Here is a 21,760-nt window from a genome sequence, read left to right on the forward strand (position 1 = left end):
CTGGCGGCTGCGTCGCAGCAGTTCCAACGATTTCAGAGGAAATAGTTGTGGCGAGTCTGGTAAGATAATACGGCAAGTCTACGGCGCAAAAGTAGTAAAAATCTACTTCCGGCTGTCTGACGTTCCATCCGGCTGCCATTGGCCTCGGCGTTGTACATTTCTCGCCATATCGGAGGCGGCGTGACTTTCACGCCGGCGCCGGAACCGTCCGCGCCGTCGGCACCGGGCGGAATGTCATGATGATCAGGAAGGCGCCGATCCCCATGACCCACGAGCCGATGTAGAGCCAAGCGTAGCTGGCAAAGGTGTCGTAGATCAGACCGCCGGCGAGCGGCCCTGTTGCCATGCCGAGGCTGCCCGCCATCGCCGTGCCGCCGATCACCGTGCCCATCATCCGCAGCGGAAAATTCTCGCGCACGAGCACGGCGTAGAGCGGCATAGTGCCGGCATAGAGGAAGCCGAATAGCGCGGCGACCGCGTAGAACGCGGCGAGTTCGCGCACGAAGACGTAACCGAGCGCGCCGAACGCCTGCGCCAGCAGGCCGAAGACGAGCACGCGCTTGGCTCCGAAGCGATCGCCGAGCAGGCCGAAGGCGATGCGGCCGCCCATGCCGGCGAGGCCCTCCACGCTGTAGATGGTAACGGCCGCTATCATCGGAATGCCGCAGCTGATGGCGTAGCTCACGGTATGGATGATCGGGCCCGAATGCGTGGCGCAGCAGAAGAAATTCGTCAGCACCAGCGTAATGAATTGCGGCGAGCGCAGCGCCTCTGCCAGGGACATCTCCGGCGGTGCGGCCTCGCCCGACGGCGTGGCAGGCGCAGTTGCGAGCGCGGGCGGACGGCGCACCAGGAGCGAGACCGGAATCATGATCGCGGCGACGACGAGGGCGATGAGCTGCATCGAGGTCCGCCAGTCGTGGTCCGAGACCAGCCAGGCGGCGAGCGGCGCCATCGTCATCGGTGCCATACCCATACCGGCCGAGACCAGCGACACCGCGAGGCTGCGATGGTTATCGAACCAGCCGGTGACGGTCGCCATCATCGGCGCGAAGATCGCAGCCGCCGCGCCGCCGACCATCAACCCGAACACGAACTGAAACACGACCAGCGAGGTCGCGATGCTCGCAAGCCCAAGGCTCGATGCCAGCACGATCGAGCCGGTCAGCACCACCGGCAACGGCCCAAAGCGATCCGACAAGGTGCCCCAGATCATGCTGGTGAACGCCATCGCGAGGAAACCGATGGTCATGGCGCTGGAGATGCCGGTCACCGACCAGCCGGTGTCGCGCGCGATCGGCTGCAAAAACACCGGTAGCGAAAACATCCCGCCGATCGCGACGCAGCCGAGCAGGCCCCCGGCCGCGACGATCACCCAGCGGTACTGCAAATTGGTCATTTCCTGGTCTCCCGGTTGGCTGTCCTGCTGGAAGACGAACGGGGATGGCCGAAAGCTACAACGGCTGCTCACTTTTTTGCGAGCGGACCAGACCAGGCAAAGTGCCGTCCCCAAGCCTGCGCCACTGTACTTCGCAGGCTCGACCGGCCTAATGGACCGCAGAATCATGACGACCATCCGCCCGATCATCCGTTATCCCGATCCGCGGCTTGCGATCCCCGCACAGCCCGTGACCGCGTTCGACGAAGCGTTGCGCGGGCTCGCAGCCGACCTGCTGGAGACGATGCGCGCCGCGCCGGGTATCGGCATCACCGCGCCGCATATCGGCATCGCGCTGCGGGTCGTGGTGCTCGAACTCGACCCGGCCGAGGGTGCACGGACCTACGTCAATCCGGAGATCAGCTGGGCGTCGCCGGAAACGATCCTGCACCAAGAGGGCAGCGTCTCGATGCCCGGCGTCAACGACGAGGTCAGCCGCCATGCGCGGGTCCGGGTCAGCTATCACGATCTTGACGGCGTCTTGCAGACCGAGGAGTCACACGGGCTGCGCGCGGTCTGCCACCAGCACGAGATCGACCAGCTCGATGGCGTATTCTGGATCCGACGGCTGTCCCGCCTCAAGCGTGAGCGGCTGATCAAGCGATTTGACAAGTTATCACGCGGCTCGTAGGGCGCTTCATCAGTGGAACGATACAACCTGCGCGCCAGTTAACCAGCCTAGCTGCAGAAACGATCGAGTTGTTCCCACCTGGGAGAGCGCCATGGCCATCCACTTCAACCACACGATCCTTTCGACCCACGACAAAAAGGCATCGGCAACGTTCCTGGCCGAGATGCTCGGCCTCCCTGCCCCGCGGAAGTGGGGACCGTTTTACATGGTCACCACCGAAAATGGCGCCAATCTCGACTACATGGACGTCGATGGCGACATCGCTCCGCAGCACTACGCATTTCTGACCAGCGAGAGCGAGTTCGACATGATCTTCGGCAGAATCAAGGAACGGCAGCTCCTCTACTGGGCCGACCCCGGACAAACCCGACAGGGCGAGATCAATCACCACGACGGCGGGCGTGGCGTCTACTTCAAGGAGACCAATGGGCATCTCCTTGAAATCATAACCAAGGAATACGGTAGCGGCGGCTGGAATCCTTGACGGCCCGGAGCGCTCGAACGAACAGACGAGGGTGAACGCGATGTAGCGATCCGAGCAGCGATCCAATACGCCTTTCACCAAGACAGGATCGTAGATGTCGTCCATGCGGATGTTGCACATACCCACTTAGCCGTATCGATGTCATCCTGCAGGGATGACGCGACCGTCAAGCCGCACCTCGCCTCACCCGGATGACGCGGCTCCCGTCCAATTCATGCGAATCTCCCGAGGCGCCCGCCCATTAAGATTACGCCTTAACCATTCATTAATTATGCCTTTGCGGGCACGAAAGGCAGGGCATAGCGTTAGGAAAACTGCCGAACGACCTATAACGGGGTTGAGTCTCATGACCTATCGAACGACGCTGATCGCGTCTCTCGGCGCAGCCGCGCTTGTCCTTGCCGCGGGCGAGGCCCTTGCCAATCCAGTCGGTGCGCCCGCCCCGGCCGCTGCACCCGCCGGTCCTGGCGTTGCGCCGGCCCGCCCGGCTTTTCCGGCATTCCGCTCGATGAATCATCATCACCACCATCATCGCGGCACCGGCTTCTTTCCGGGCGGCCCGGGCGTGTTCTACGGCCTGCCGGCCGACGTCGAGCAGCCGGTCGTCGAGGCCCCGCCGATCATCAAGCAATCTGACGATCTCCGCTACACCTGCGTCTATGACATTCCCTGGGACTACGTGCATCGCTGCCCACAGTTCAACACGCCGCGGTATTGAGGTTGAGGTGAGCGCTTAGTGGCGCACGGCATCGCTTCGCAACAGCGTGGCCACGTCATCCCGCATCAAACTCGGTATCATCCTCCGCGCAGGCGGAGGATCCATCACGCCGCGGCTTCTCGGTTCAATCATCGGTGTCTCGGATTGCTGGATTGCCCGCCCCAGTGCGCAATTGCGCACAAGGCGGAGGACGACGACTGAGTGTGAGGCGGCGATCTCGCGACATGATTTGCCCGAGGTTTTGCCAGACAACTTCCGCCCTCACCAACAATGAGGGCGCAGGGAAGACCGGGTGCGCGCCGCACCCGCGGTCCCGTGTGCCATTATGCGCATTAGCAAAAGATGCACACGAGCATACAGGTTCGGCGGGGAGCATCCCGGCCTTCCCTGCGCAATGGCTTTACGGCTTACTTCGTACTCTTCCCGGAGAACGGCTCTTTTGCCTCCGTCGCCGGCAAGACGCTTTCGCCTCTTGCGGACTTAACGCCAGCACCACGGCGCCAGAACCATACGACTTCACCGTACGCGTCAGCCACACTCGTCTGTCATGGCATCCGCGTCCATCGCATCTTACCGCGCGCCGGTGACGATGGCCAACGCCCCTCATCCCGCGGTGAGACGGCGATAGTTATGCCGCTGATTTGGGGGAAAACGGAAGCGGAATATTTCTGATTCTCAGAAATTTGTGGCTTGACACGGTTTCTGAAAATACGAAGTGATTTGCCCATTGCGCCAGCTTTGTTGCGCTTGATGATCCAACTACGGACGCTCGCAAGAACGCGCCAGCGAGGAACTTGCGGTACTCGCGGTATCGCACGGCGACGTAGAGCGTTGGCAGTCGATGATGATGATCGCGGCAACGAGATAGCGAAGCATGAGCATCTCCCGGCCTGGAAACTTGCCAGCCAGGTCTTACTTCTGTATATTCGGAATATGCCGAATATATCAAACGAAGCGCGCAAGCATGAGCGGCGGTTCATGGAGGACGTGGCTCGGCTGCTGACGCCTTGGGGCATGCCGCCCGTCGCCGCCCGCCTCTACGGGTATCTGCTGCTCTGCCCTCGTCCCGTCAGCCTCGACGAGATCGTCGGGGATCTCGGGATCAGCAAGAGCAGTGCAAGCGTGGCCGCGCGGCTGCTGGAGAGCTACACGTTGGCGCATCGCCATAGCGAGCCTGGAACAAAGCGTGCGCTTTATGCCGTGGCCGACGACTACGAAGCCATGATCCGGCAGCAGAGCCGTCTGCTGGACGCGTTGGCCGGGCAGCTCAATGCCGGATCCGGCATAGCCACGTCGAGGACGGTCAGCGCGCGTCTTGAGGACATGGCGGAATTCTATCTGACGATGCGGGGCGCCATGGAGGACGCCATGGGCCGTTGGAAGAAGCGTAACCGGCGGCCGCGATAGGCAGGAAATCCCGCGCGGCGCAGCGGTCAGGAAAAATCAACAGCTTCGACAGGAGGCGAAACAATGGGTCTCGTCTTAAATTTTATCGTCCAGACGATCGTCTGGTTCGGCTTCATGGGCGCGATCATCTTCGGCGCCGCGGGCACAATGGACTACGACGGAGGGTGGCTCTACCTCGGTGCGATGGTCGCCCTCTCGGTCATATTTGGAGCGCACATGATGCGCGTCGATCCCGGCCTGCTCAGGGAGCGGCTGAAGCCGCCCGTGCAGAAGGATCAGCCGCTCGCGGACAAGCTGGTCCTGATCCCGGTCCTGCTCCTCATGTTCGGAGGGATGGGTTTCATGGCCGCGGATGCTGCGCGCTGGCGCTGGTCAATGATGCCACCGTCCGTGCAGTGGGCAGGATGCGGCCTGCTCCTGGCGGCATTCTTATTCATGTACTGGACCATGCGCGCGAACAGCTTCGCCGCGCCCGTCGTAAAAATACAAAAGGACCGTGGCCAGGCGGTCATCACGACAGGCCCTTATGCCATCGTCCGCCATCCGATGTATTTGGGCGCGCTGTTCTATATGGCCGGTACCTCGCTCGTGCTCGGCTCGTGGTGGGGGCTTGTCACAGTTCCGGTTCTCACCCTCTTGCTCGGCATCCGAATCGGTATCGAGGAACAGGCGCTGCGTTCGGGCCTCGAGGGCTATGACGACTATGCGCGCCGAGTGCGCTGGCGTCTGATTCCGCTCGTCTGGTGAGACGGCCCATCAACGGGCTAAGCCCTCTTCCCGCTCCGTTTGGTCAGCGGTGCATGACGCCGCTCGCGTTTGCCGCGCGCGATCTCTGTCGCCAGCGCGTCGAGTTTCGGCTCCCAGAAATTCCTGAATCGGCCGAGCCACGCGTCCACTGCCTGAAGCCCCGCCTCGTCGACCGAATAAAGCCGTCGCTGCGCGTCCGCGCGGACGCGCGCAAAGCCGCTTTCACGCAGCACCTTGAGATGCTGCGACACCGCCGCCTGCGTGATGCCGAACTCGGCGCCGATCGCCTCCACCACTTCGCCGGACGCCATTTCCCGCAACCCCAGCAGTTCGAGGATGCGACGGCGCACCGGATCGGCGAGAACTTCGAAGACGTGCATCAGCTTCCTGTGCCGGGGTGCGCGATATCGGGCGGCATTTCGCCGCGATAGAAAGCGATTGTACGGTCCGACCGCTCCTTGGCCAAGGCCGGATCGATGCCGCTGGCGACATGCGCCGCACGCCAAGACTCGCCGCTCTCGGTCACGAACGCTTTGCCTTCTGGGGAGCCCATCCATGCCTCCGCCGCTTCATGGTCGACCGAGTTGCCCGTCGCAAGATAGCGCTCGAGGCCCGCGAGCGCGAGATCCCAACCGATGCCCACCGCGCCCGGACCGAACTGATTCCAATGGTCCTCGACAATAGTGGTGTGCTCAAGCGTCAGCCGCGCCTTGTCGCGTTCTGCGGCCAGCATGACCTCGATCCAGCTTGTCCCACCGCCGAATTCCCACGTCGCCGCAAAATGCGTCGGCGGCGCGCACGCCGTGATGGTCCCGCCCGCATTCCCCTTGAGCTGATACCTGCCGCCGAGTTGGAGCTCTCCCTCGACCGGCAAGAACCATCGCGGGATGCGCTCCTTGCCGGTCACGGCGTCCCAGAGGTCATCGACACCCGTGTCGTAAAGCCGTGTCAGCGTTACCGCGCTCGCCGGTTTGCCGTCCTTCTCAAAATGGCGCACCGAGCGCGTGACCAGCCCCAAGACCCTGGCGACATCGATCTGCATACCGTCCCTCCTTTGCCAATTTTTCAGACGGAGTATCGATGTTCACTTATATAAGTCAACACTTATATTGCGCCGAGGCAGATGGCGGGCCGAAACGACGTCCTGCCCATCCGTCAGGATGCACCCGCTCGAAGCGCCGGCCGCGCACCGGTCGCACAGGCCTGCTCGACGCAGCGGCTCGCTCGCAGGATCGCCTGCTCTGCGAACATCGGCCCCACGATCTGCAATCCGATCGGCAGCCCCTCGACAAATCCGCAAGGCACCGAGGCCGCGGGCTGGCGCGTGAGGTTGAACGGCCATGTCAATGGCGTCCAGTCGAACCATTGCGGGAAACGCACGGCGTCGGGCGTATCGATGCCGGCGGCGAATGCAGTGATGGGAATGGTCGGCGTCAGTAGCAGATCGTAATCGCGGTGAAACGCGTGCATCGCCTGGCTCAGCGCGCGCATTTCGGCATAGGCCGCCTGCAATTCGCTCGCGGAAATGTCCTGTGCTGACATGACCAGCCGCAGCAGGCCGGGATCGAGCGCTGCCAGTTGCGCGCCGTCGAAATCACGCACCAGCGCGGCATGCGATGCGCCCCAGATCACCTCCAGCACCGGTTGCGCAGCGGAGAGATCGAGATCGACCTGCTTTACGTCAGCGCCGGCCTTCACCAGCGCGTCGATCGCCGGCTGCATGCCGGCCACGACGGCGGGGTCGGCACCTGAGAAACCGAGATCGGGCGACCATGCGACCCGCAGGCCCGCCACGCCAGCGTCGAGGCCGTCGAGGTAATCGATGCCGCGATCGGGAATGGCGAAGGAATCGCGCGCGTCCGGCTGCGTCAGCACGTTCAGCAGCAACGCGCTGTCGGCGACATCGCGCGATAGGCCGCCATAGACCGCGAGCGGTCCCAACGGCCCCAGGAAATTCGGCACCACGCCGTAGCTCGGCTTCAAGCCGAACACGCCGCTGAACGCCGCCGGTATCCGGATCGAGCCGCCGCCATCGCCGCCGGTCGCCAGCGGCACGACGCCAGCGGCCACCACCGCGGCCGATCCGCCGCTGGAGCCGCCGGGCGTGCGGGATGTATCCCAGGGATTGCGCGTGATGCCGGTCAACGGGCCGTGGGTGATGCCCTTCCAGCCGAATTCCGGCGTCGTCGTCTTGCAGAAGAACACGGCGCCGGCCTCGCGCAGGCGGGCAACGCCGGGCGTATCCTCCGCACTCGGCGCCGCCGCAGTCGCATGCGAGCCGATGCGCGTCGGCCAGCCCGCGACATGCGCCGTATCCTTGATGGCGACGGGCACGCCGTCGAGCGGCCCGAGCGGTGCGCCCCGGCGCCAACGCTCCGCCGCCTCCGCGGCGAGACGCCGGCCCTGCGGCTCATCGAGCAGGCAGATGGCATTAAGCGCCGGATTGACCCGATGCAGTTGCGCCAGCACGGCATCCAGCACGTCGACCGGCGACAACTCGCCGCCTGCGAAGCGTCGCGTCATCTCGCGGGCGGACAGCCAGTTCAATTCGCCAGACATCGCCTGCTATTCGGCGGCTTCGTGCGCGGGAACACCCTGCTCGACTTCGCACTGCAGGATGTCGGTGAAGCGATTGAAGGCGCCGCACAGCGCGATGCGCCAGGTCAGCTCGACGATCTCAGCTTCGGAGAAATGTTCGCGGAGCCTGATGAAAATCTCGTCGCGCGTCTTGCTCCAGTTGTTGTTCACGGCGATCGAATATTCGACGACGAGCTTGTCGACGGCGTCGAGTTCCGGATGATCCTGGTAGTCGAGCAGGCGATCGGCGCCTGCTTCCGATACGCCCTGGATCGCCAGCTTTGGCGCGTGGTGCGACACGCAGTAATCGCACTTGTTCAGCAGGGACACCGCGACCAGCGCGATCTCCAGATGGCGCTTCGACAAGGTGCCGTTATCGGCGAGATCGACCAGCAGCGACCATGTATGCTTGAAGATCGGGGGCCGGTGCGCCATCACGCCGGCCTGGTTCTCGAACGCGCCATAGGTCGTCATCCTGTCCCACAGCGGCTTCAGCTCCGTCGGCAGATCGTCCCTGGTCTTGATCGATACGCGTGACATGGGCAGTTCCTGATTGGAGATCGGAGATCTGCAGAGATGCTGGACCTTCACGCCGGACAAATCAATGTGTCCGATAGTATCTCGACCGCCATCCCCGCGACCCGAGGGGATCCAGTATGCCGTGACGTATCGGTTCAATAGCAGCTGCCTCTGGAATACTGGTTCACCCGCCTGCGCGGGTGACGACCGAATATGAAGCGGCATTCTGGCGGGGCGCTGCGTCTGCGCTCAGCATCTTGCTTCGGCCTGTTCCGTCCCCCGCCACCGAAGAATAAAGCGCCTCCTGTTCCTTGCGGATGCGAACGGCGGGCAGCGTCTCGTCGACCGCGACATCGGCCCAGGTGATGCAGACGTCCTTGGTGACCGGCCGGATCAATCGCACGTCGTGTGCGAGGCCCAAGGGCAGATATCCCTTTGCCAGCGACGTGCCTGATGGCGTCAGCTTTCCGAACACGGTGTAGCCGCCCTCGCCGTCGAGCGTATCTCCCGGGCGCAGATCCTTTTTGGCGGTCGCGGCGACGTCGGCGTTGAAGCATGTAGCGACGCCGGTCGGTTCGCCGCGAAGCGCAATGGCGGCGACGGATATTCCGAGCTCCAGGCCGATCAGGTGCCACTTCTTGTAGGAGCTCATGTAGCGGCCGGACGGATCAGTCACGACGCTGTACTCCTGGAAGCAATTGCGGATGTACTCGCTGTCGCCTTCAAAGCAGACCCAGACGCCTTTTCTTATGTCGTTCGGGATCTGGGCGCCGTCGGCCGTGAGGCAGGACACGACCTCGACCTGCCCCTTGGCTTCGAGCACGCCGCCTTCCGCGCGCGGACGCATCAGCGTCGGAATGTCGTTCACCGATCCCGGCGGGAATGCCAGGCCCTGCGACGGCGCTTCCAGGCCTGTCGCGTTGGCGATGGCGGCGGACTCGATCGCCGGCTTCGATCCGTCGAGGAAGGCGTTGAACATTTTTGGGTTCATGCCGCCGCGCGCCGCCTGCTCGGCCGTCAGCCCCCAGTGATCCCAGACCGTTTCTGGTGTCGATTCCCGGTATTGAGGCAGCCATTTGTGGCCGCGACCGGCCGCGACCACCGGGAAGCCGCATGCCCGCGCCCAATCCACGAGATCGCAGGCCAAAGCCGGCTGATCGCCATAGGCCAGGCTGTAGATCACGCCGGCCTGCCGCGCCTTGTGGGCCAGGATCGGTCCGCAGAACGCGTCAGCCTCGACCGTCACGTTGATGATCGGTTTACGGGAAGCAAATGCCGCCAGGCAGTGCTCGACGGCGGCCGGCGGATTGCCGGTGCATTCGGCGATCACGTCGATGCCATGGAATTTGATCAGCGCTTCCCAGTCGTCGGTCAGATGCGTCGTGCCGTTCCTGAGGGCGTCATCGAGCGAAGCCGCGCCATAGCGCTGCTCAGGCCACCCGACGCGCTTCAGATTCTCGATCGCGCGTGACGGCGACAAATCGGCGATACCGACGAGATGCACGCCTGGCGTTCGCGGCGCCTGATGCAGGTACATCGCGCCGAACTTTCCTGCGCCGATCAAGCCAACTCTGATGGGGCGCCGCTCTGCTTCGCGCGCAAGGAGTTTTGCGTAGAGGTTCACGATATCTCTCCCGGTCCGCGCTGCTATGTTCGCGCGGCTATTGTGCCGTCGCCGAGGACGGTCTCAACTATCTCGATACAACAGGTCTGCCGGAATGACCACGAACATACGATGATCCTGCCGGCCGGGCGCACTTGCGCGCATAAACAAGGTCGTGCCGCGATCGACCAAAAAGCAAAAAAGGAGGAACTGGAATGAGAAGGGTGACGGCTCTGACGCTGATGGCTTCGGCGTTCAGCGTGTTGATGGCTCCATTGACGGCCCTCTTGGCGTCAGCACAGGCGGATTACCCGAACCGGGCCATCACCATGGTCGTTCCCTTTGCGGCAGGCGGCGCGACGGACGTCATCGCCAGGATTGTTGCGGAAGGCATGTCCAGGCACCTCGGCAAGCCGATCATCATCGAAAACGTGGCTGGCGCTGGCGGTACGATCGGCTCGATCCGCGTCATGCGGGCTGCGCCCGATGGCTACACGCTGCTGACCGGGCATATGGGAACCCACGCGTCGTCCTACGCCCTGTACGAGAAGCGGAAATACGATCCGCGAACCGATTTCGAGCCGATTGGCCTCGCGGCCTCGGCGCCCATCGTGGTCTTTGGCCGAAAGGACCTGCCCGCAACGACGTTCCATGAATTTATCGGGCTGATGAAGCAGAACGGCCCCGATTTCAAGGTCGGTCATTCCGGCGTCGGCTCCAACGCTCACCTCACATGCACGTTGCTGAATGCCCTGGTCGGCACCAAGCCTACCGAAATCCCCTACCGCGGCAACGGCCCGCTGATGAATGATCTGCTCGCTGGCGCCATCGACTATTCCTGCGACCAGGTGATCACGGTCGCCCCGCAGGTTTCGGCCGGCACGATCAAGGCATTCGTCGTCGCCTCTCTGCAGCGCTCGAAGGTGCTTCCGGACACGGCCACGTCGGATGAAGGCGGCCTGAAAGCCTACCAGGCCGACGCATGGACGGCATTTTTCTCCCCGAAGGGATTGCCCGAAGACATCATGGCGAAGATCCATGCCGCCTATGCAAAGGCGATGGCTGATCCTGATACGATCAGCCGGCTCGAGAAGCTGGGCGCCGTGGCCCCTGCGCCCGAACAGCAGTCGCAAGCCTATCTGAGAAACCTTGTTGCCAGCGATGTCGATCGATGGACCAAGGTCATCACGGATGCGCATATCAGCATCGCGGATTGATGTGCGTCGATAGGCTGTCCGAAGCTGATGTTCGTAGCCCGCATGAGCGCAGATATGCGGGACCAGCCGACCCGGGTCGCTGAGGCGCGCATTCGCGCGACCCGTTGGCTCACCCGGGCCACGGCATCGCGTCAGCCCCCCGCCATCAAATCCTTCGCCAGCGCCATGTAGGCCGGCAGCGTCACGGGGTCGTTGGCGGCGTTGCCGGCGGCCGGATGCGAGGCATAGCGGGCGATCACCATCTCCGCCTTCGGATCGATATAGATGCCCTGCCCGTGCACGCCGCGCGCCATGAAGGCGCCGTGCGCGTTGTGCGTCACCCACCACTGGTTCCGGTAGGAGGCCCCTAGCAGCGTGGTATAGCCGGCCGGCTTGAACTTTTCGGGATCGCCGCCGCGCGCGATGTCCTCGACAACCTGCGACGGCACGATCTGGCGGCCATTGAAGCGGCCGTGATTGCGGATCGTCTCGCCGAAGCGGGCGAGATCGCGCAAGCTGGTCGAAAGCCCACCGCCGCCGCTTTCGATGCCGATGCGGTCGACATGATAATGCGCGTCCTCCTCGGCCCCCATCGGAATCCATATCCTCTCCGAGAGCAGATCGGACAGGCTCATGCCGCTCGCCCGCCGGCAGATAAAGGCCAGCACGTCCGAATTGACGGTCTTGTAGGAAAACGCCTTGCCGTGCTCGCCCTGCTTCTTCTGCCCGCACAGGAAATCGAAAATATTGGTCGCGCCCTCATAGCCCGGTTCGATCGGCGCCATGCCGTTCGCCCGCCTGAGGCCAAACACGCCGGAATTCCTGTCGGTATAGACTTCCGTGTATTCGAGCCCTGTGGTCATATCCATGGTCTCGTGCACGCGCGCGTCACCGAAGGCGCTGGCCTTCAGCTCCGGCACATAGTCGGTGACCGGCGCCTGCGGATCGATCTTGCCCTCCGCGACGAGAATGCCGGCAAGCGTGCCGGTGAACGATTTAGTCACGGACATCGCGATGTGCGGCTTGTGCGGCTTCAGCGCGCCAAAGTAGCGCTCGTAGATCAGCTTGCCCCGATGCAACACGGCGATGCCGTCGGCATAGGTTTCTTCCAGCATCCGCGCAAAGGTCATGGGACGACCGTCCATGGTGACCGAAGCCGACGCGCCGATGTCGTGCTCCTCGCGCGACAATACCGACGCAGGCCCCGCGCCGCGCCAGACATTCACCGTCGGCACCAACTGGCGGATATTGCTCCAGGCCCAGCGCAGTTCGGGGAAGCTGCGGAAGGAGCCGTTGTGGAAGGTGATGGTCTTGTCCGGCGGCGGCGGGAAGCCCTGCATCCAGCCGAGCGTTTGCGGGTCGGTTTCGGTGGCGGTGGCGGGCTGATTTGCAGCGGTTGCGACGGACATGAAGTCGGGCTCCGGAGGAGAGGATTGCGGAGTCGTAACATGTCGATGCGCAAGGCACAGGTAGCGTTTAAGCGGGGGTGATCGGCGCAACGAGCAGAGTTGCGGCCCGCAGCAGCGAAGCGAAGTGCGAGGGAGCGGTCCCGGGTGTCGCCGTGCTCACCCGGGCTACGCTTGCTTGTGATCCCAGAGTGCTCGCCCGTTAGGCCGCGGCGCTCGCAATCTCGCTCGCGAAGTTGCGATAGGAATGCAGCGGGCGGCCCAGTATCTGTGTGAGACGCTCGACGTCGCCGGCCGCCGGGATCATGCCGTCGCTGACGTAGCGCTCGGCCATCAAGCGCATTTCGTACGCCATCCACTTCGGCATGAAGGTCGCCAGATTCTGCTCGAATGCGGTCGGGTCATCGCCGCCATAGGAAACGAGGCGGCCCAGGACATCGGACCAGATCGCGGCGACGTCCGAACCTTTCAGCGTGTCAGGCCCGACCAGATTGATGATTTCGATCGGCAGCTTGTCCGGCGCATGATCGCGGCGGATCAGCTCGATCGCTGCGACCTCTGCAATGTCGCGGGCGTCGACCATGGCAACACCCTTGCCGCCGATCGGCATCGGATAGATGCCGTGGTTGAGAATGACGTCCTTGATCATGAGCTCGTTGTCGATGAAGTAGGACGGGCGAAGGATCGTGGCACTGAAACCCATCCGTTCGATCATCCGTTCGGCGCCGGATTTCACCGCGAAGTGCGGCACGTTGACGAAGCGATCGCTGTGGAACACCGACAGATAAACCACCCGCTCGACGCCTGACTCGCGAGCAATGTTCAGCGCGATGAGCGCCTGGGTGAATTCGTCTCCCGCCACGGCATTGAGCAGGAATAGCGTGCGGACGCCCGTGAACGCAGTGCGCAGCGAGTCGATATCGAGCAGGTCGCCCTGCACAACCTCCACGCTGGCGGGAAAGTTGGCCTTCGCGGGATCGCGGACGAGAACGCGCAGGTCGGCGCCGCGCTTGACGAGTTGCTGGACGACGTGGCGGCCGACGCGGCCGGTGGCGCCTGTTACGAGGATGGTCATGGAGATCACTCCGGGTTGGTGTCAAAAAACATCCCCGAAAATATTGATCCATATGCGGGCCGATAGACGATATATTTGGACATACCGTCTCACTGGTGGAACACATGGACCTGCTTGCGCTTGCGGATTTCAATCTTGTTGCCCGAAACGGAGGGTTTGGCCGTGCCGCCCGGGCCGCGGGGCGCCCAAAGGCGACCCTCTCGCGCCGGGTCGCCGAACTGGAGGCGGCGCTCAACCTGCGCCTGTTCGAACGCGGGGGGCGTTCGCTGAAGCTCACAGAGGAAGGACGCGCGCTGTTCGAGCGAGCGGGCCTCCTGCTCACCGAACTCGAAGAGACGGCGGCGGCGATCGCCTCGGGCGGTGAAAAGCCGCGAGGCAGGTTGCGGATCAGTGCCCCGCTGCTCTTCTCTCAGACCGCGATGGGAAAGATCGCCGCTGGGTTCGCCCTTAAGTATCCGGAGGTGAGGCTCGAAGTCACGACCGAAGACCGTGCGGTCGACATGATCGAGGAGGGATTTGACCTGGTGATTCGGGTCAATCCGGATCCCGACGACAGCCTGGTTGGACGAGTCTTCCTGCGCGATCGGCTGGTGGCTGTCGCAAGTCCCAACCTCGCCCGGCCGGCCGGAGATCTTGCCGCGCCTGCCGTCATCCGCTCGGCAGGTGATCGACTTCCCTGGAACCTGAAGACGACCACTGACCGGTCGACGATCGCGGTCGCGCCGGTCCTCGCGCTGTCATCGCTCATCATGGTTCGGGATGCGGTGCGCGCGGGCGTTGGCGCTGGCCGTCTCCCCCTGTCGCTCGTGAGCCAAGATTTAGCCGATGGCACGCTCGCGCACTGGGGTGATATCGATGAACCCGACATTGCCCTGTGGACGCTCTATCCATCCAGGCGGCTACTGAGCGCTCGGGTGTCAGCGTTCCTCGACCATCTGAAGCAGGCCTTTCCCATGGGGACGCCTGATGAGCTTGCCGCCTATATCAATAACTGACACTAGAAAAGCTCGGGCGTTACTCCACACTAGATGACTTCTTCGAGCGGCGCGGAAGGTGCCATAGGCTCTCTCACTCCCACTCAATAGTCCCCGGCGGCTTGCTCGTCACGTCGTACACCACCCGGTTCACCCCCTTCACCTCGTTGATGATCCGCGTGGCGGTCTCGCCGAGGAATTTCATGTCGAAGGGATAGAAGTCGGCGGTCATGCCGTCGGTTGACGTCACGGCGCGGAGGCCGACGACATATTCGTAGGTCCGGCCGTCGCCCATCACGCCCACCGTCTTCACCGGCAGCAGCACGGCAAACGCCTGCCAGATCGCATCGTAGAGGCCGTGCTTTCGGATCTGGTCGATATAGACGGCATCGGCATTGCGGAGGATGTCGAGCTTTTCTTTCGTAATGTCGCCGGGGCAGCGGATGGCAAGGCCCGGGCCCGGAAACGGGTGGCGGCCGACGAAGATTTCGGGCAAGCCTAGCTCGCGGCCGAGCACGCGGACTTCGTCCTTGAACAGTTCGCGGAGCGGCTCGACCAGCTTCATGTTCATGCGGTCAGGCAGACCGCCGACATTGTGGTGCGACTTGATGGTGACCGAAGGGCCGCCGGTGAAGGAGACGCTCTCGATCACGTCGGGATAGAGCGTGCCCTGCGCCAAAAATTCGGCGCCGCCGATCTTCTTGGCCTCCTGCTCGAACACGTCGATGAAGAGGCGGCCGATGGTCTTGCGCTTGCTTTCGGGATCGGTGACGCCTTCGAGCTCGCCGAGGAATTGTTTTGACGCGTCGACATGCACCAGCGGGATGTTGTAGTGGCCGCGGAACAGGTCGACGACGGTCTCGGCTTCCTTGAGGCGCAAGAGGCCATGGTCGACGAACACACAGGTGAGCTGATCGCCGATCGCCTCGTGGATCAGGACCGCGGCGACGGCGGAATCGACGCCGCCAGAGAGGCCGCAGATCACCCTGCCTTTGCCGACCTGGGCGCGGATCTTTTCGATCGCCTCTTCACGAAACGCGCGCATGGTCCAGTCGCCGGTCAGCCCGGCGACCTTGCGGACGAAATTGCGCAAGAGTTTTGCGCCGTCCGGCGTGTGCACCACTTCGGGGTGGAACATCAGGCCGTAATATTTGCGCTTCTCGTCCTGGATGACCGCGAACGGCGCATTCGCCGAGACGCCGGCGACCGTGAAGCCCGGCGGCATTTTTGTAATGCGGTCGCCATGGCTCATCCAGACCGGATGCTTCTCGCCCTTGCCCCAGGTGGATTCGAACAGGCTGCTTTCCGCCTTCACCTCGACATCGGCGCGGCCGAACTCCCTGGCGTGTCCGCCCTCGACCTCGCCGCCGAGCTGGGCGGCCATGGTCATCTGGCCGTAGCAGATGCCGAGCACGGGAACGCCGGAATCGAAGATCTTTTGCGGCGCGCGGGGCGAGCCTACTTCATGCACCGATTCCGGGCCGCCGGAGAGGATCACCGCTTTCGGCTTCATCTCGTCAAAGGCGGCCTCCGCCTTCTGGAACGGCACGATCTCGGAATAGACGCCCTCCTCGCGCACGCGGCGGGCGATCAATTGCGTCACCTGACTGCCGAAATCGACGATCAGAATCTTGTCATGCGCCGAGGCCACGGAGGGCGTCGACGACTCGCGGTCTTGCTTGAGGGCTGTCATGGCAAGCAGATACGCGACGGGGGGCGGCCTCGCAACCGCGTCAAACGGGCGGCCCACATTCTTCTTGGGGGATGGACATGGCGCCATAGGTCAGTATTATTGACCTAATTTGCGTTTGACGGGAGATTGTTCCTCTCACCGCTGGATTCCACCGCATGAAAATCCCCACCTTGCCCTTCACCGTCACCGACTGGAGCCAGATGCCGGCCACCACGCATCCCGGCGAGATCGGGCAGGCGCACTGGCGCACGCTCAACATCGGCGATCTCCGCCTCCGCATGGTCGAATATTCGCCGGGCTATCTCGCCAATCACTGGTGCGACCGCGGGCATGTGCTCTACGTGCTGGAAGGCGAATTGGAGACCGAGCTGCGCGACGGACGGAGGTTCACGCTGAAGCCGGGCATGAGCTATCAGGTGTCGGATTTCGGCGATGCGGCGCACCGCTCGTCGACCAAAACGGGCGCGAAGCTGTTCATCGTGGATTGAGGGACGGGGAAAGAGCGTCACGCCTTCTTCAGCACCGACACAAAAAACCCGTCTGTGCCGGTGCGGCGCGGCGTCATCAGCCAGCCTTCGGGCAACTTCAGTGCGGCGCTTTCAAACTCTTCCGCCTTGTCCCAGAGCACGCTCGCGGTCTCGTTCAATCGCTGAATCGAAAATTCCGGATGACGCGCGCCGAAGCTGCGCACCTGCTCGCCGTTTTCGGCAGGCAGCACCGAGCAGGTGACATAGGCGATGCGGCCGCCGGGCTTCACCATGCCGGCCGCGCGATCGAGCACTTCGGCCTGGTCCTTCAAGCGGATTTCGAGTGCGCCGGGGCGCATGCGCCATTTGGCGTCGGGGTTGCGGCGCCAGGTGCCGGTGCCGGTGCAGGGCGCGTCGATCAGCACGAGGTCGGCCGATGAGCTGATGTCGGCCAATGGATCAGCGTCGCCCTTGGGCGGGCGCACTTCGGCGTTATGGACGCCGGCGCGCGACAGCCGCTCGAAGATCGGCGCCAGCTGGCGCTTGTCGCGGTCGGTTGCGATCAAGCGGCCCTTGCCGCCCATCATCGCCGCGAGCGCCAGCGTCTTGCCGCCGGCGCCGGCGCAGAGATCGATCACCTGCTCGCCGGGCTTTGCCGCCGTGAACAGGGCGGCAAGCTGCGAGCCCTCGTCCTGGACCTCGATCGCGCCCTTGATGAAATCCTCTTCCGCTGAGATCCCGGGATTGCGCGCGTCGGCGCCGAGCGCGATGCGTAGGCCGGTCCGCGACCACGGAGTCGCTGTCGCACCGAGATGCTTCAGCGAGGCCTGCACCTTCTCGCGCTTGGCCTTCAGCGTGTTGACGCGCAGATCGAGCGGCGCGCGGCTCGCCATCGCGGTGGCCTCGGCGACGCGATCCTCGCCGAACACGGCGGCGAGGTGCGGATCGAGCCATTCCGGATAGTCGCCGGCGATGTGCGGCGGTGCGCCGGCAAGTGAGCGTGCGGCTAGCGCCGAGCGTTCGCCTTCCGTCAGCGGCTCCGGGGCAAAGCGCGAGCCGTCGCACAGCGCTGATATGGCGTCCGCATCCATGCCGCGCTCCAGCTTGAGCATGCCGAGCACACGGGCGCGCGGCGTGTCGGCGTCCATCAGAAAGGCGCTCGACGAGCGGCGGCGCAGCACATCCCAGATCAGGCCGGAAATCGCGGCGCGGTCGCCCGAGCCGGCATAACGATGCGCCGTGCCCCACTCCTTCAGCGCCTTGGCCGCCGGAACGCGATCGGCGTCGATGGTCTCGATCAATTCGATGGCAGCGGACAGCCGGGCAGCGGGGGTCATCAAGTGCTTTCTAAATGAGCAGCAACAGCTTCAGCGCGAAGTAGAGCCACATCGCCAGCAGCACCAGCACGCCGGCAAACCAGGCCATGCTGCGCTGCTGGATGTTGTTGGAGGTGACGAAAATGCCGGCATGGGCAAAGCGTGTCACCACGAACACCCAGGACATCAGCACGATGAAGAGATCGGCGCGGCGCAGCGGCAGCTCCAGCGCGATCAGGAAGTAGAACAGGACGGGTACTTCGAACTGGTTCGAGAAGCAATTGCCGACCTGGGCCGCCTGGGGCGGATATTTCGGCTGCCCCGCCGCGATGTCCCTGAGGCTGGTTTCCCTCGCCTTGATCGCCTTGGTCCGGGCGGTCACCATCCACAGCAACAGGAAGAAAGTGAGCCCGATCTGAACGAAGACCGGCAGCAAAACCATTTGAAGCGACATGCGAATCTCCCCCAAAGCCTGCGAGTTGCTGCAAGCAATAACGGCCCGTCCCTCACCTGACAAATCGACTTAGCTGCACGCCTTGAACCGCAGGTGGAACGCCAGCGACCAACTATCGAGAATTGCTTTTGTTCTGGTCCCGGACCAGCCATTTGAACCCCTCGCGAGCCCGCGATGAACATCACCACCCCCCTCCTGACCGGCGCCGGCCATGCCGCCCAGCTGCCCGGCGATTCCATGACCTCCCTGCTCCGGAGCATCGGCTTCAGCGACGGGGCCGACGGCGGGCTCGGCATCGCGATGTCGGCGCTGTCGGGCGTCGCCGCGGCGCTCGCGGTCGCGATCATGCTGTCGGTCTATTTCCGCACCGGCCATCGCAGCCGCCGCGATGTCGTCAGGCACGGGCTCGCCGCATCAGCGGTGTTCGTCCTGCTCGCCTTCGTGGTGGTCGACTTGCGGCAGGCGGCACAGGCCTATCTCGGCCTCAATCCGGCCAAGCCGGCGGTGGAATTCGAGATACGCCTGCCGAAGGGAACGTTGACGACTGCGGCCGATACCCAGATCGAGCTGTTGACCGACCGGAACCAGAAACTGGCAAAGCTTCAGGAGGCGCTGCGCGCCACCGACGACGGCCACAGCATTTTGCGCGGCACCGTGACGCTGGATTACCGCACCACCGAGCGCGTGATGCTGCTCAACCTGCCCGGCCAGGCGCAAAGCACCTTCCGCCTGCGGCTGCCGGCAAGCCCGTCGCGCTCGCAAGGCTTCGGGCCGTGGCACCTCGCCGACGGCATCGTGCCGGTCAGCGGCGGCACGGTGACGACGGAAATCCACGATACGTTTGCGATCCGCTATCGCGTGCTTTGAGGGGGCACGGATTCGATTGCAGCCTGAACAGCATTGCGCACGTCTAGGATTAGACGGTTTTCAGCTTCAAACCTGTTCTCCGCTTGCGCGACAAACGACACCTTGGGCAAGACGATTGTCAATGCGCGCACGATGGCTGTTTTTGCTCTCTCTTGCTCGTCATTGAGAGGGTCCGTGATCGGGGCTAGCTTCTTCATGTTCTCCCAAATACCGGGAGAGTAGTTCTCCAAGGCGGCGATTGCCTCCTGGATCTGCTCGTAAGAACTTGCCCATGACAACGACCTTGTTGAAGACAATCGTTTGAACTCCCTCGACCGCCCTCACCTGCACGCTATCGATTGACCAGCATGGTGACATACGCCCAGGCCGCGTAGCAATAATGCATTCCCGCCAGCGCCAGCCAGCCCACCGGGTAGGTGCGGCACGCCGCTCCGGGTTGACAGGCCTGGTCAATCGCCGAGAAATCCCGGACCAGAATCACAAAGAACAACGTATCGATCAGGGCAAAGCACAAATTGGCCCGCGCCAGTTTCGTCATTGTTGCTTCGTCGATAATCTGGATCGGCTGAGCCACGGCGCAAAACAGGGTCACCGCCAGCGAAGCCGCGGATATCCAAAGGATGTGGATCAGCGCATCGGCGCCCGCATGCCTCAGTTCGAACTGCGAGACGTATGCGACTGAGGCCATCGGCGACAGGAAGAACAAGAGAAACCAGAGTAGACGCACGGCCTGACTCGGATTGGAGCCGCCGCCTTCGCTGTTGAATCGCGCTGCTTTCGAAAGCCACATTCAGGTTACACATCAGCTTGGCCGGAACTGAATTTGTATGGGATGAGAACTTACCGAAACCTTAGACGCTGGCCCGTCAGCGCGTGCGGGCAAACGCTTGGGCGTCGAACCGAACCTTGGCGCCACACAATCCTCCCTTGCCTCAGCGACGGCCGTCGTGCAGGCTCAACGCGCAACTGTGATGTGTATTTTATGCTCCAAATAGTTGTATACTGATCTTTTTCCCGCAAAAACCGATACAGGCGGGGAACTTGGCATTACACTGGCCACGACGGCCGCCGACAAAGAGCGGCCGCAGGGGAGGATTTCAACCTTGCGATTTCGCGATCAGGACATTGTTTTCGCTGGCGGCGTCAGAGGGGAGAATTTCAGGATCCCCACCGCCAACCCCCTCAACTACTTCCACGTCATCAGCCATTCCATCGACCTGCCGAGGCTTGCGATCGACGGCAAGCTGTTCCTGCCGGCCTCTGACAGCCGCCGGCGCAATGGCAAGCTGCCGCTGGTGATGGTGGTGCCGGGCAGCCTTGGTGTAGCGCCCTCGCATCTGGCGCATGCCGAGACGATGCTCAGTGACGGCTTTGCCAGCTTTGTGCTCGACTGTTTTGGCGCGCGCGATGTGACCTCGACCGTCGCCAATCAGACGCAGTTTTCGTTTGCGGCGAGCGCTTACGATGTGCTCGCGGCCTGGCAGGTGCTGTCTGACCATCCCCAGATCGATGCATCTAGGATCGGCGCGCAGGGCCACAGCCGCGGCGGCTCGGCCGTGCTGACGGCAGCGACGCGGCGTTTTGCCGATGCGGTGGTCGGCGCCGGCGCGGGATTTCGCAGCGTGCTCGCCGCCTATCCCTGGAGCGGCCATCAATTCGTCGATCCTTCCGTCGACGAGACCGAAATCCGCGTCTTGATGGGTGATGCGGACGAATGGTGCTCGCCGATGCAGGTGCAGGGCCATTGCCAGGCGATCCGCCTGTCCGGCGGACGGGCGACGATGCGGCTGATCGGCGGCGCGCAGCACAGTTTTGATCGCGGCACTGATATCGAGAACGTTGCCGACGCATCGGTCTCCCCCGCCGCGCCGACCGCCTACATCGCCAATGACGGCGCCTTCATCCATCCACTCACGGGGATTGCCGACAGCAAACTGACCGACCGCGACTTGATGGTCTATGCGCTGAAGGCCGGCTATGGCCGCAAAGGCGCAAAAATCGGCAGCCGCGATGGGGATGCGGAGCTGTTCAAGGCGGATATGCTGGCGTTCTGGCGGCGGACGCTGGGGTGAGCCTGGTCGTGCCACGCTGAAGCCTGTCATCACCCGCGAAAGCGGGGTGATCCAGTATTCCAGAGACGTCGGCGCTTGAGCCGAGAGGCCGCGGCGTACTGGATACTCCGGCTTCG

The 21,760-nt window shown here is 63.4% G+C and carries 23 protein-coding genes; 10 read left to right on the top strand and 13 right to left on the bottom strand.

Annotated elements, in window-relative coordinates; translation table 11 throughout:
* Window positions 1-187 precede the first annotated feature (187 nt).
* Window positions 188-1,399: an MFS transporter gene (locus RX331_RS21980; RefSeq protein WP_317252002.1), complete on the bottom strand. Its 1,212-nt coding sequence runs from the start codon at window positions 1,397-1,399 to the stop codon at window positions 188-190.
* A 166-nt stretch (window positions 1,400-1,565) separates the two neighbouring features.
* Between RX331_RS21980 and RX331_RS21985 the strand changes: the two genes are divergently transcribed.
* The 5 genes from RX331_RS21985 to RX331_RS22005 all read left to right on the top strand — a co-directional run bounded on the left by RX331_RS21985 (window position 1,566) and on the right by RX331_RS22005 (window position 5,425).
* A complete protein-coding gene (locus RX331_RS21985; RefSeq protein WP_317252003.1) occupies window positions 1,566-2,069 on the top strand; it encodes a peptide deformylase in 504 nt (167 codons plus the stop codon).
* 91 nt (window positions 2,070-2,160) lie between these two features.
* Complete coding sequence (locus tag RX331_RS21990; RefSeq protein ID WP_317252004.1) at window positions 2,161-2,553, top strand: VOC family protein; 393 nt, start codon at window positions 2,161-2,163, stop codon at window positions 2,551-2,553.
* 346 nt (window positions 2,554-2,899) lie between these two features.
* A complete protein-coding gene (locus RX331_RS21995) occupies window positions 2,900-3,271 on the top strand; it encodes a hypothetical protein (RefSeq protein WP_317252005.1) in 372 nt (123 codons plus the stop codon).
* 831 nt (window positions 3,272-4,102) lie between these two features.
* Entirely contained in the window at window positions 4,103-4,678 is a 576-nt protein-coding gene (locus RX331_RS22000; protein ID WP_317252006.1) for a hypothetical protein, read from the top strand.
* A 63-nt stretch (window positions 4,679-4,741) separates the two neighbouring features.
* Window positions 4,742-5,425, top strand: coding sequence for an isoprenylcysteine carboxylmethyltransferase family protein (locus RX331_RS22005; RefSeq protein ID WP_317252007.1), 684 nt, complete (start codon window positions 4,742-4,744; stop codon window positions 5,423-5,425).
* A gap of 17 nt (window positions 5,426-5,442) precedes the next feature.
* On the opposite strand, the gene RX331_RS22010 is transcribed toward RX331_RS22005, so the two are convergent.
* From RX331_RS22010 to RX331_RS22030, 5 genes are all read right to left on the bottom strand, one after another.
* Window positions 5,443-5,805 (bottom strand): metalloregulator ArsR/SmtB family transcription factor, encoded by a 363-nt coding sequence (locus tag RX331_RS22010; protein WP_317252008.1) that lies wholly within the window; start codon window positions 5,803-5,805, stop codon window positions 5,443-5,445.
* Entirely contained in the window at window positions 5,805-6,467 is a 663-nt protein-coding gene (locus RX331_RS22015) for an SRPBCC family protein (RefSeq protein ID WP_317252009.1), read from the bottom strand. Before RX331_RS22015 ends, RX331_RS22010 begins: the two co-directional genes overlap by 1 nt.
* Before the next feature lie 113 nt (window positions 6,468-6,580).
* Entirely contained in the window at window positions 6,581-7,984 is a 1,404-nt protein-coding gene (locus tag RX331_RS22020; RefSeq protein WP_317252010.1) for an amidase, read from the bottom strand.
* A 6-nt stretch (window positions 7,985-7,990) separates the two neighbouring features.
* On the bottom strand, window positions 7,991-8,542 hold the full coding sequence (locus RX331_RS22025) for a carboxymuconolactone decarboxylase family protein (protein ID WP_317252011.1): 552 nt from the start codon (window positions 8,540-8,542) through the stop codon (window positions 7,991-7,993).
* A gap of 163 nt (window positions 8,543-8,705) precedes the next feature.
* On the bottom strand, window positions 8,706-10,145 hold the full coding sequence (locus RX331_RS22030) for a flagellar biosynthesis protein FlgA (RefSeq protein ID WP_317252012.1): 1,440 nt from the start codon (window positions 10,143-10,145) through the stop codon (window positions 8,706-8,708).
* A 194-nt stretch (window positions 10,146-10,339) separates the two neighbouring features.
* Here RX331_RS22030 and RX331_RS22035 point away from each other — a divergent pair, with 194 nt between their 5' ends.
* Window positions 10,340-11,341 carry a tripartite tricarboxylate transporter substrate-binding protein gene (locus tag RX331_RS22035; RefSeq protein ID WP_317252013.1) on the top strand — a complete coding sequence of 334 codons (1,002 nt, stop codon included), beginning with the start codon at window positions 10,340-10,342 and terminating at the stop codon, window positions 11,339-11,341.
* 131 nt (window positions 11,342-11,472) lie between these two features.
* Here RX331_RS22035 and RX331_RS22040 read toward each other — a convergent pair whose 3' ends face one another.
* Together RX331_RS22040 and RX331_RS22045 are read right to left on the bottom strand one after the other, a co-directional pair.
* Window positions 11,473-12,729 (bottom strand): serine hydrolase, encoded by a 1,257-nt coding sequence (locus RX331_RS22040; RefSeq protein ID WP_317252014.1) that lies wholly within the window; start codon window positions 12,727-12,729, stop codon window positions 11,473-11,475.
* A gap of 199 nt (window positions 12,730-12,928) precedes the next feature.
* Entirely contained in the window at window positions 12,929-13,801 is an 873-nt protein-coding gene (locus tag RX331_RS22045) for an SDR family oxidoreductase (protein WP_317252015.1), read from the bottom strand.
* Between the two features lie 104 nt (window positions 13,802-13,905).
* On the opposite strand from RX331_RS22045, the gene RX331_RS22050 reads away from it, so the two are divergent.
* The gene (locus RX331_RS22050; protein WP_317252016.1) at window positions 13,906-14,796 is read left to right on the top strand and encodes a LysR family transcriptional regulator; all 891 of its coding nucleotides are present in this window, start codon (window positions 13,906-13,908) and stop codon (window positions 14,794-14,796) included.
* Window positions 14,797-14,869: 73 nt separating this feature from the next.
* On the opposite strand, the gene guaA is transcribed toward RX331_RS22050, so the two are convergent.
* Window positions 14,870-16,468 carry a glutamine-hydrolyzing GMP synthase gene (gene guaA, locus RX331_RS22055; protein WP_317252017.1) on the bottom strand — a complete coding sequence of 533 codons (1,599 nt, stop codon included), beginning with the start codon at window positions 16,466-16,468 and terminating at the stop codon, window positions 14,870-14,872.
* Between the two features lie 155 nt (window positions 16,469-16,623).
* On the opposite strand from guaA, the gene RX331_RS22060 reads away from it, so the two are divergent.
* Window positions 16,624-16,956 carry a DHCW motif cupin fold protein gene (locus RX331_RS22060; RefSeq protein ID WP_317252018.1) on the top strand — a complete coding sequence of 111 codons (333 nt, stop codon included), beginning with the start codon at window positions 16,624-16,626 and terminating at the stop codon, window positions 16,954-16,956.
* A gap of 17 nt (window positions 16,957-16,973) precedes the next feature.
* Here RX331_RS22060 and RX331_RS22065 read toward each other — a convergent pair whose 3' ends face one another.
* Both RX331_RS22065 and RX331_RS22070 read right to left on the bottom strand, forming a co-directional pair.
* Window positions 16,974-18,272, bottom strand: a complete 1,299-nt coding sequence (locus RX331_RS22065; RefSeq protein WP_317252019.1) for an RsmB/NOP family class I SAM-dependent RNA methyltransferase — start codon at window positions 18,270-18,272, stop codon at window positions 16,974-16,976.
* A gap of 10 nt (window positions 18,273-18,282) precedes the next feature.
* Window positions 18,283-18,705: an MAPEG family protein gene (locus RX331_RS22070; RefSeq protein WP_317252020.1), complete on the bottom strand. Its 423-nt coding sequence runs from the start codon at window positions 18,703-18,705 to the stop codon at window positions 18,283-18,285.
* 174 nt (window positions 18,706-18,879) lie between these two features.
* Here RX331_RS22070 and RX331_RS22075 point away from each other — a divergent pair, with 174 nt between their 5' ends.
* Entirely contained in the window at window positions 18,880-19,572 is a 693-nt protein-coding gene (locus tag RX331_RS22075) for an acriflavin resistance protein (RefSeq protein WP_317252021.1), read from the top strand.
* Here the strand turns inward: RX331_RS22075 and RX331_RS22080 are convergent.
* Together RX331_RS22080 and RX331_RS22085 are read right to left on the bottom strand one after the other, a co-directional pair.
* Entirely contained in the window at window positions 19,557-19,769 is a 213-nt protein-coding gene (locus RX331_RS22080) for a hypothetical protein (protein ID WP_317252022.1), read from the bottom strand. The two genes, RX331_RS22075 and RX331_RS22080, sit on opposite strands and share 16 nt — an antisense overlap.
* 134 nt (window positions 19,770-19,903) lie before the next feature.
* Window positions 19,904-20,362, bottom strand: coding sequence for a hypothetical protein (locus tag RX331_RS22085; protein ID WP_317252023.1), 459 nt, complete (start codon window positions 20,360-20,362; stop codon window positions 19,904-19,906).
* A gap of 313 nt (window positions 20,363-20,675) precedes the next feature.
* Between RX331_RS22085 and RX331_RS22090 the strand changes: the two genes are divergently transcribed.
* Window positions 20,676-21,644 (top strand): dienelactone hydrolase family protein, encoded by a 969-nt coding sequence (locus RX331_RS22090; protein WP_317252024.1) that lies wholly within the window; start codon window positions 20,676-20,678, stop codon window positions 21,642-21,644.
* Window positions 21,645-21,760: the final 116 nt, after the last annotated feature.

The organism is Bradyrhizobium sp. BWA-3-5 (genome assembly GCF_032917985.1).
Lineage (GTDB): Bacteria > Pseudomonadota > Alphaproteobacteria > Rhizobiales > Xanthobacteraceae > Bradyrhizobium.

What these genes read in the sequence shown, in the direction of transcription:
- RX331_RS21980 (WP_317252002.1), bottom strand. Translation starts at nt 1,399, where the DNA reads ATGACCAATTTGCAGTACCGCTGGGTGATCGTCGCGGCCGGGGGCCTG.
- RX331_RS21985 (WP_317252003.1), top strand. Translation starts at nt 1,566, where the DNA reads ATGACGACCATCCGCCCGATCATCCGTTATCCCGATCCGCGGCTTGCG.
- RX331_RS21990 (WP_317252004.1), top strand. Translation starts at nt 2,161, where the DNA reads ATGGCCATCCACTTCAACCACACGATCCTTTCGACCCACGACAAAAAG.
- RX331_RS21995 (WP_317252005.1), top strand. Translation starts at nt 2,900, where the DNA reads ATGACCTATCGAACGACGCTGATCGCGTCTCTCGGCGCAGCCGCGCTT.
- RX331_RS22005 (WP_317252007.1), top strand. Translation starts at nt 4,742, where the DNA reads ATGGGTCTCGTCTTAAATTTTATCGTCCAGACGATCGTCTGGTTCGGC.
- RX331_RS22010 (WP_317252008.1), bottom strand. Translation starts at nt 5,805, where the DNA reads ATGCACGTCTTCGAAGTTCTCGCCGATCCGGTGCGCCGTCGCATCCTC.
- RX331_RS22015 (WP_317252009.1), bottom strand. Translation starts at nt 6,467, where the DNA reads ATGCAGATCGATGTCGCCAGGGTCTTGGGGCTGGTCACGCGCTCGGTG.
- RX331_RS22020 (WP_317252010.1), bottom strand. Translation starts at nt 7,984, where the DNA reads ATGTCTGGCGAATTGAACTGGCTGTCCGCCCGCGAGATGACGCGACGC.
- RX331_RS22025 (WP_317252011.1), bottom strand. Translation starts at nt 8,542, where the DNA reads ATGTCACGCGTATCGATCAAGACCAGGGACGATCTGCCGACGGAGCTG.
- RX331_RS22035 (WP_317252013.1), top strand. Translation starts at nt 10,340, where the DNA reads ATGAGAAGGGTGACGGCTCTGACGCTGATGGCTTCGGCGTTCAGCGTG.
- RX331_RS22040 (WP_317252014.1), bottom strand. Translation starts at nt 12,729, where the DNA reads ATGTCCGTCGCAACCGCTGCAAATCAGCCCGCCACCGCCACCGAAACC.
- RX331_RS22045 (WP_317252015.1), bottom strand. Translation starts at nt 13,801, where the DNA reads ATGACCATCCTCGTAACAGGCGCCACCGGCCGCGTCGGCCGCCACGTC.
- RX331_RS22050 (WP_317252016.1), top strand. Translation starts at nt 13,906, where the DNA reads ATGGACCTGCTTGCGCTTGCGGATTTCAATCTTGTTGCCCGAAACGGA.
- guaA (WP_317252017.1), bottom strand. Translation starts at nt 16,468, where the DNA reads ATGACAGCCCTCAAGCAAGACCGCGAGTCGTCGACGCCCTCCGTGGCC.
- RX331_RS22060 (WP_317252018.1), top strand. Translation starts at nt 16,624, where the DNA reads ATGAAAATCCCCACCTTGCCCTTCACCGTCACCGACTGGAGCCAGATG.
- RX331_RS22065 (WP_317252019.1), bottom strand. Translation starts at nt 18,272, where the DNA reads ATGACCCCCGCTGCCCGGCTGTCCGCTGCCATCGAATTGATCGAGACC.
- RX331_RS22070 (WP_317252020.1), bottom strand. Translation starts at nt 18,705, where the DNA reads ATGTCGCTTCAAATGGTTTTGCTGCCGGTCTTCGTTCAGATCGGGCTC.
- RX331_RS22075 (WP_317252021.1), top strand. Translation starts at nt 18,880, where the DNA reads ATGAACATCACCACCCCCCTCCTGACCGGCGCCGGCCATGCCGCCCAG.
- RX331_RS22080 (WP_317252022.1), bottom strand. Translation starts at nt 19,769, where the DNA reads ATGAAGAAGCTAGCCCCGATCACGGACCCTCTCAATGACGAGCAAGAG.
- RX331_RS22085 (WP_317252023.1), bottom strand. Translation starts at nt 20,362, where the DNA reads ATGTGGCTTTCGAAAGCAGCGCGATTCAACAGCGAAGGCGGCGGCTCC.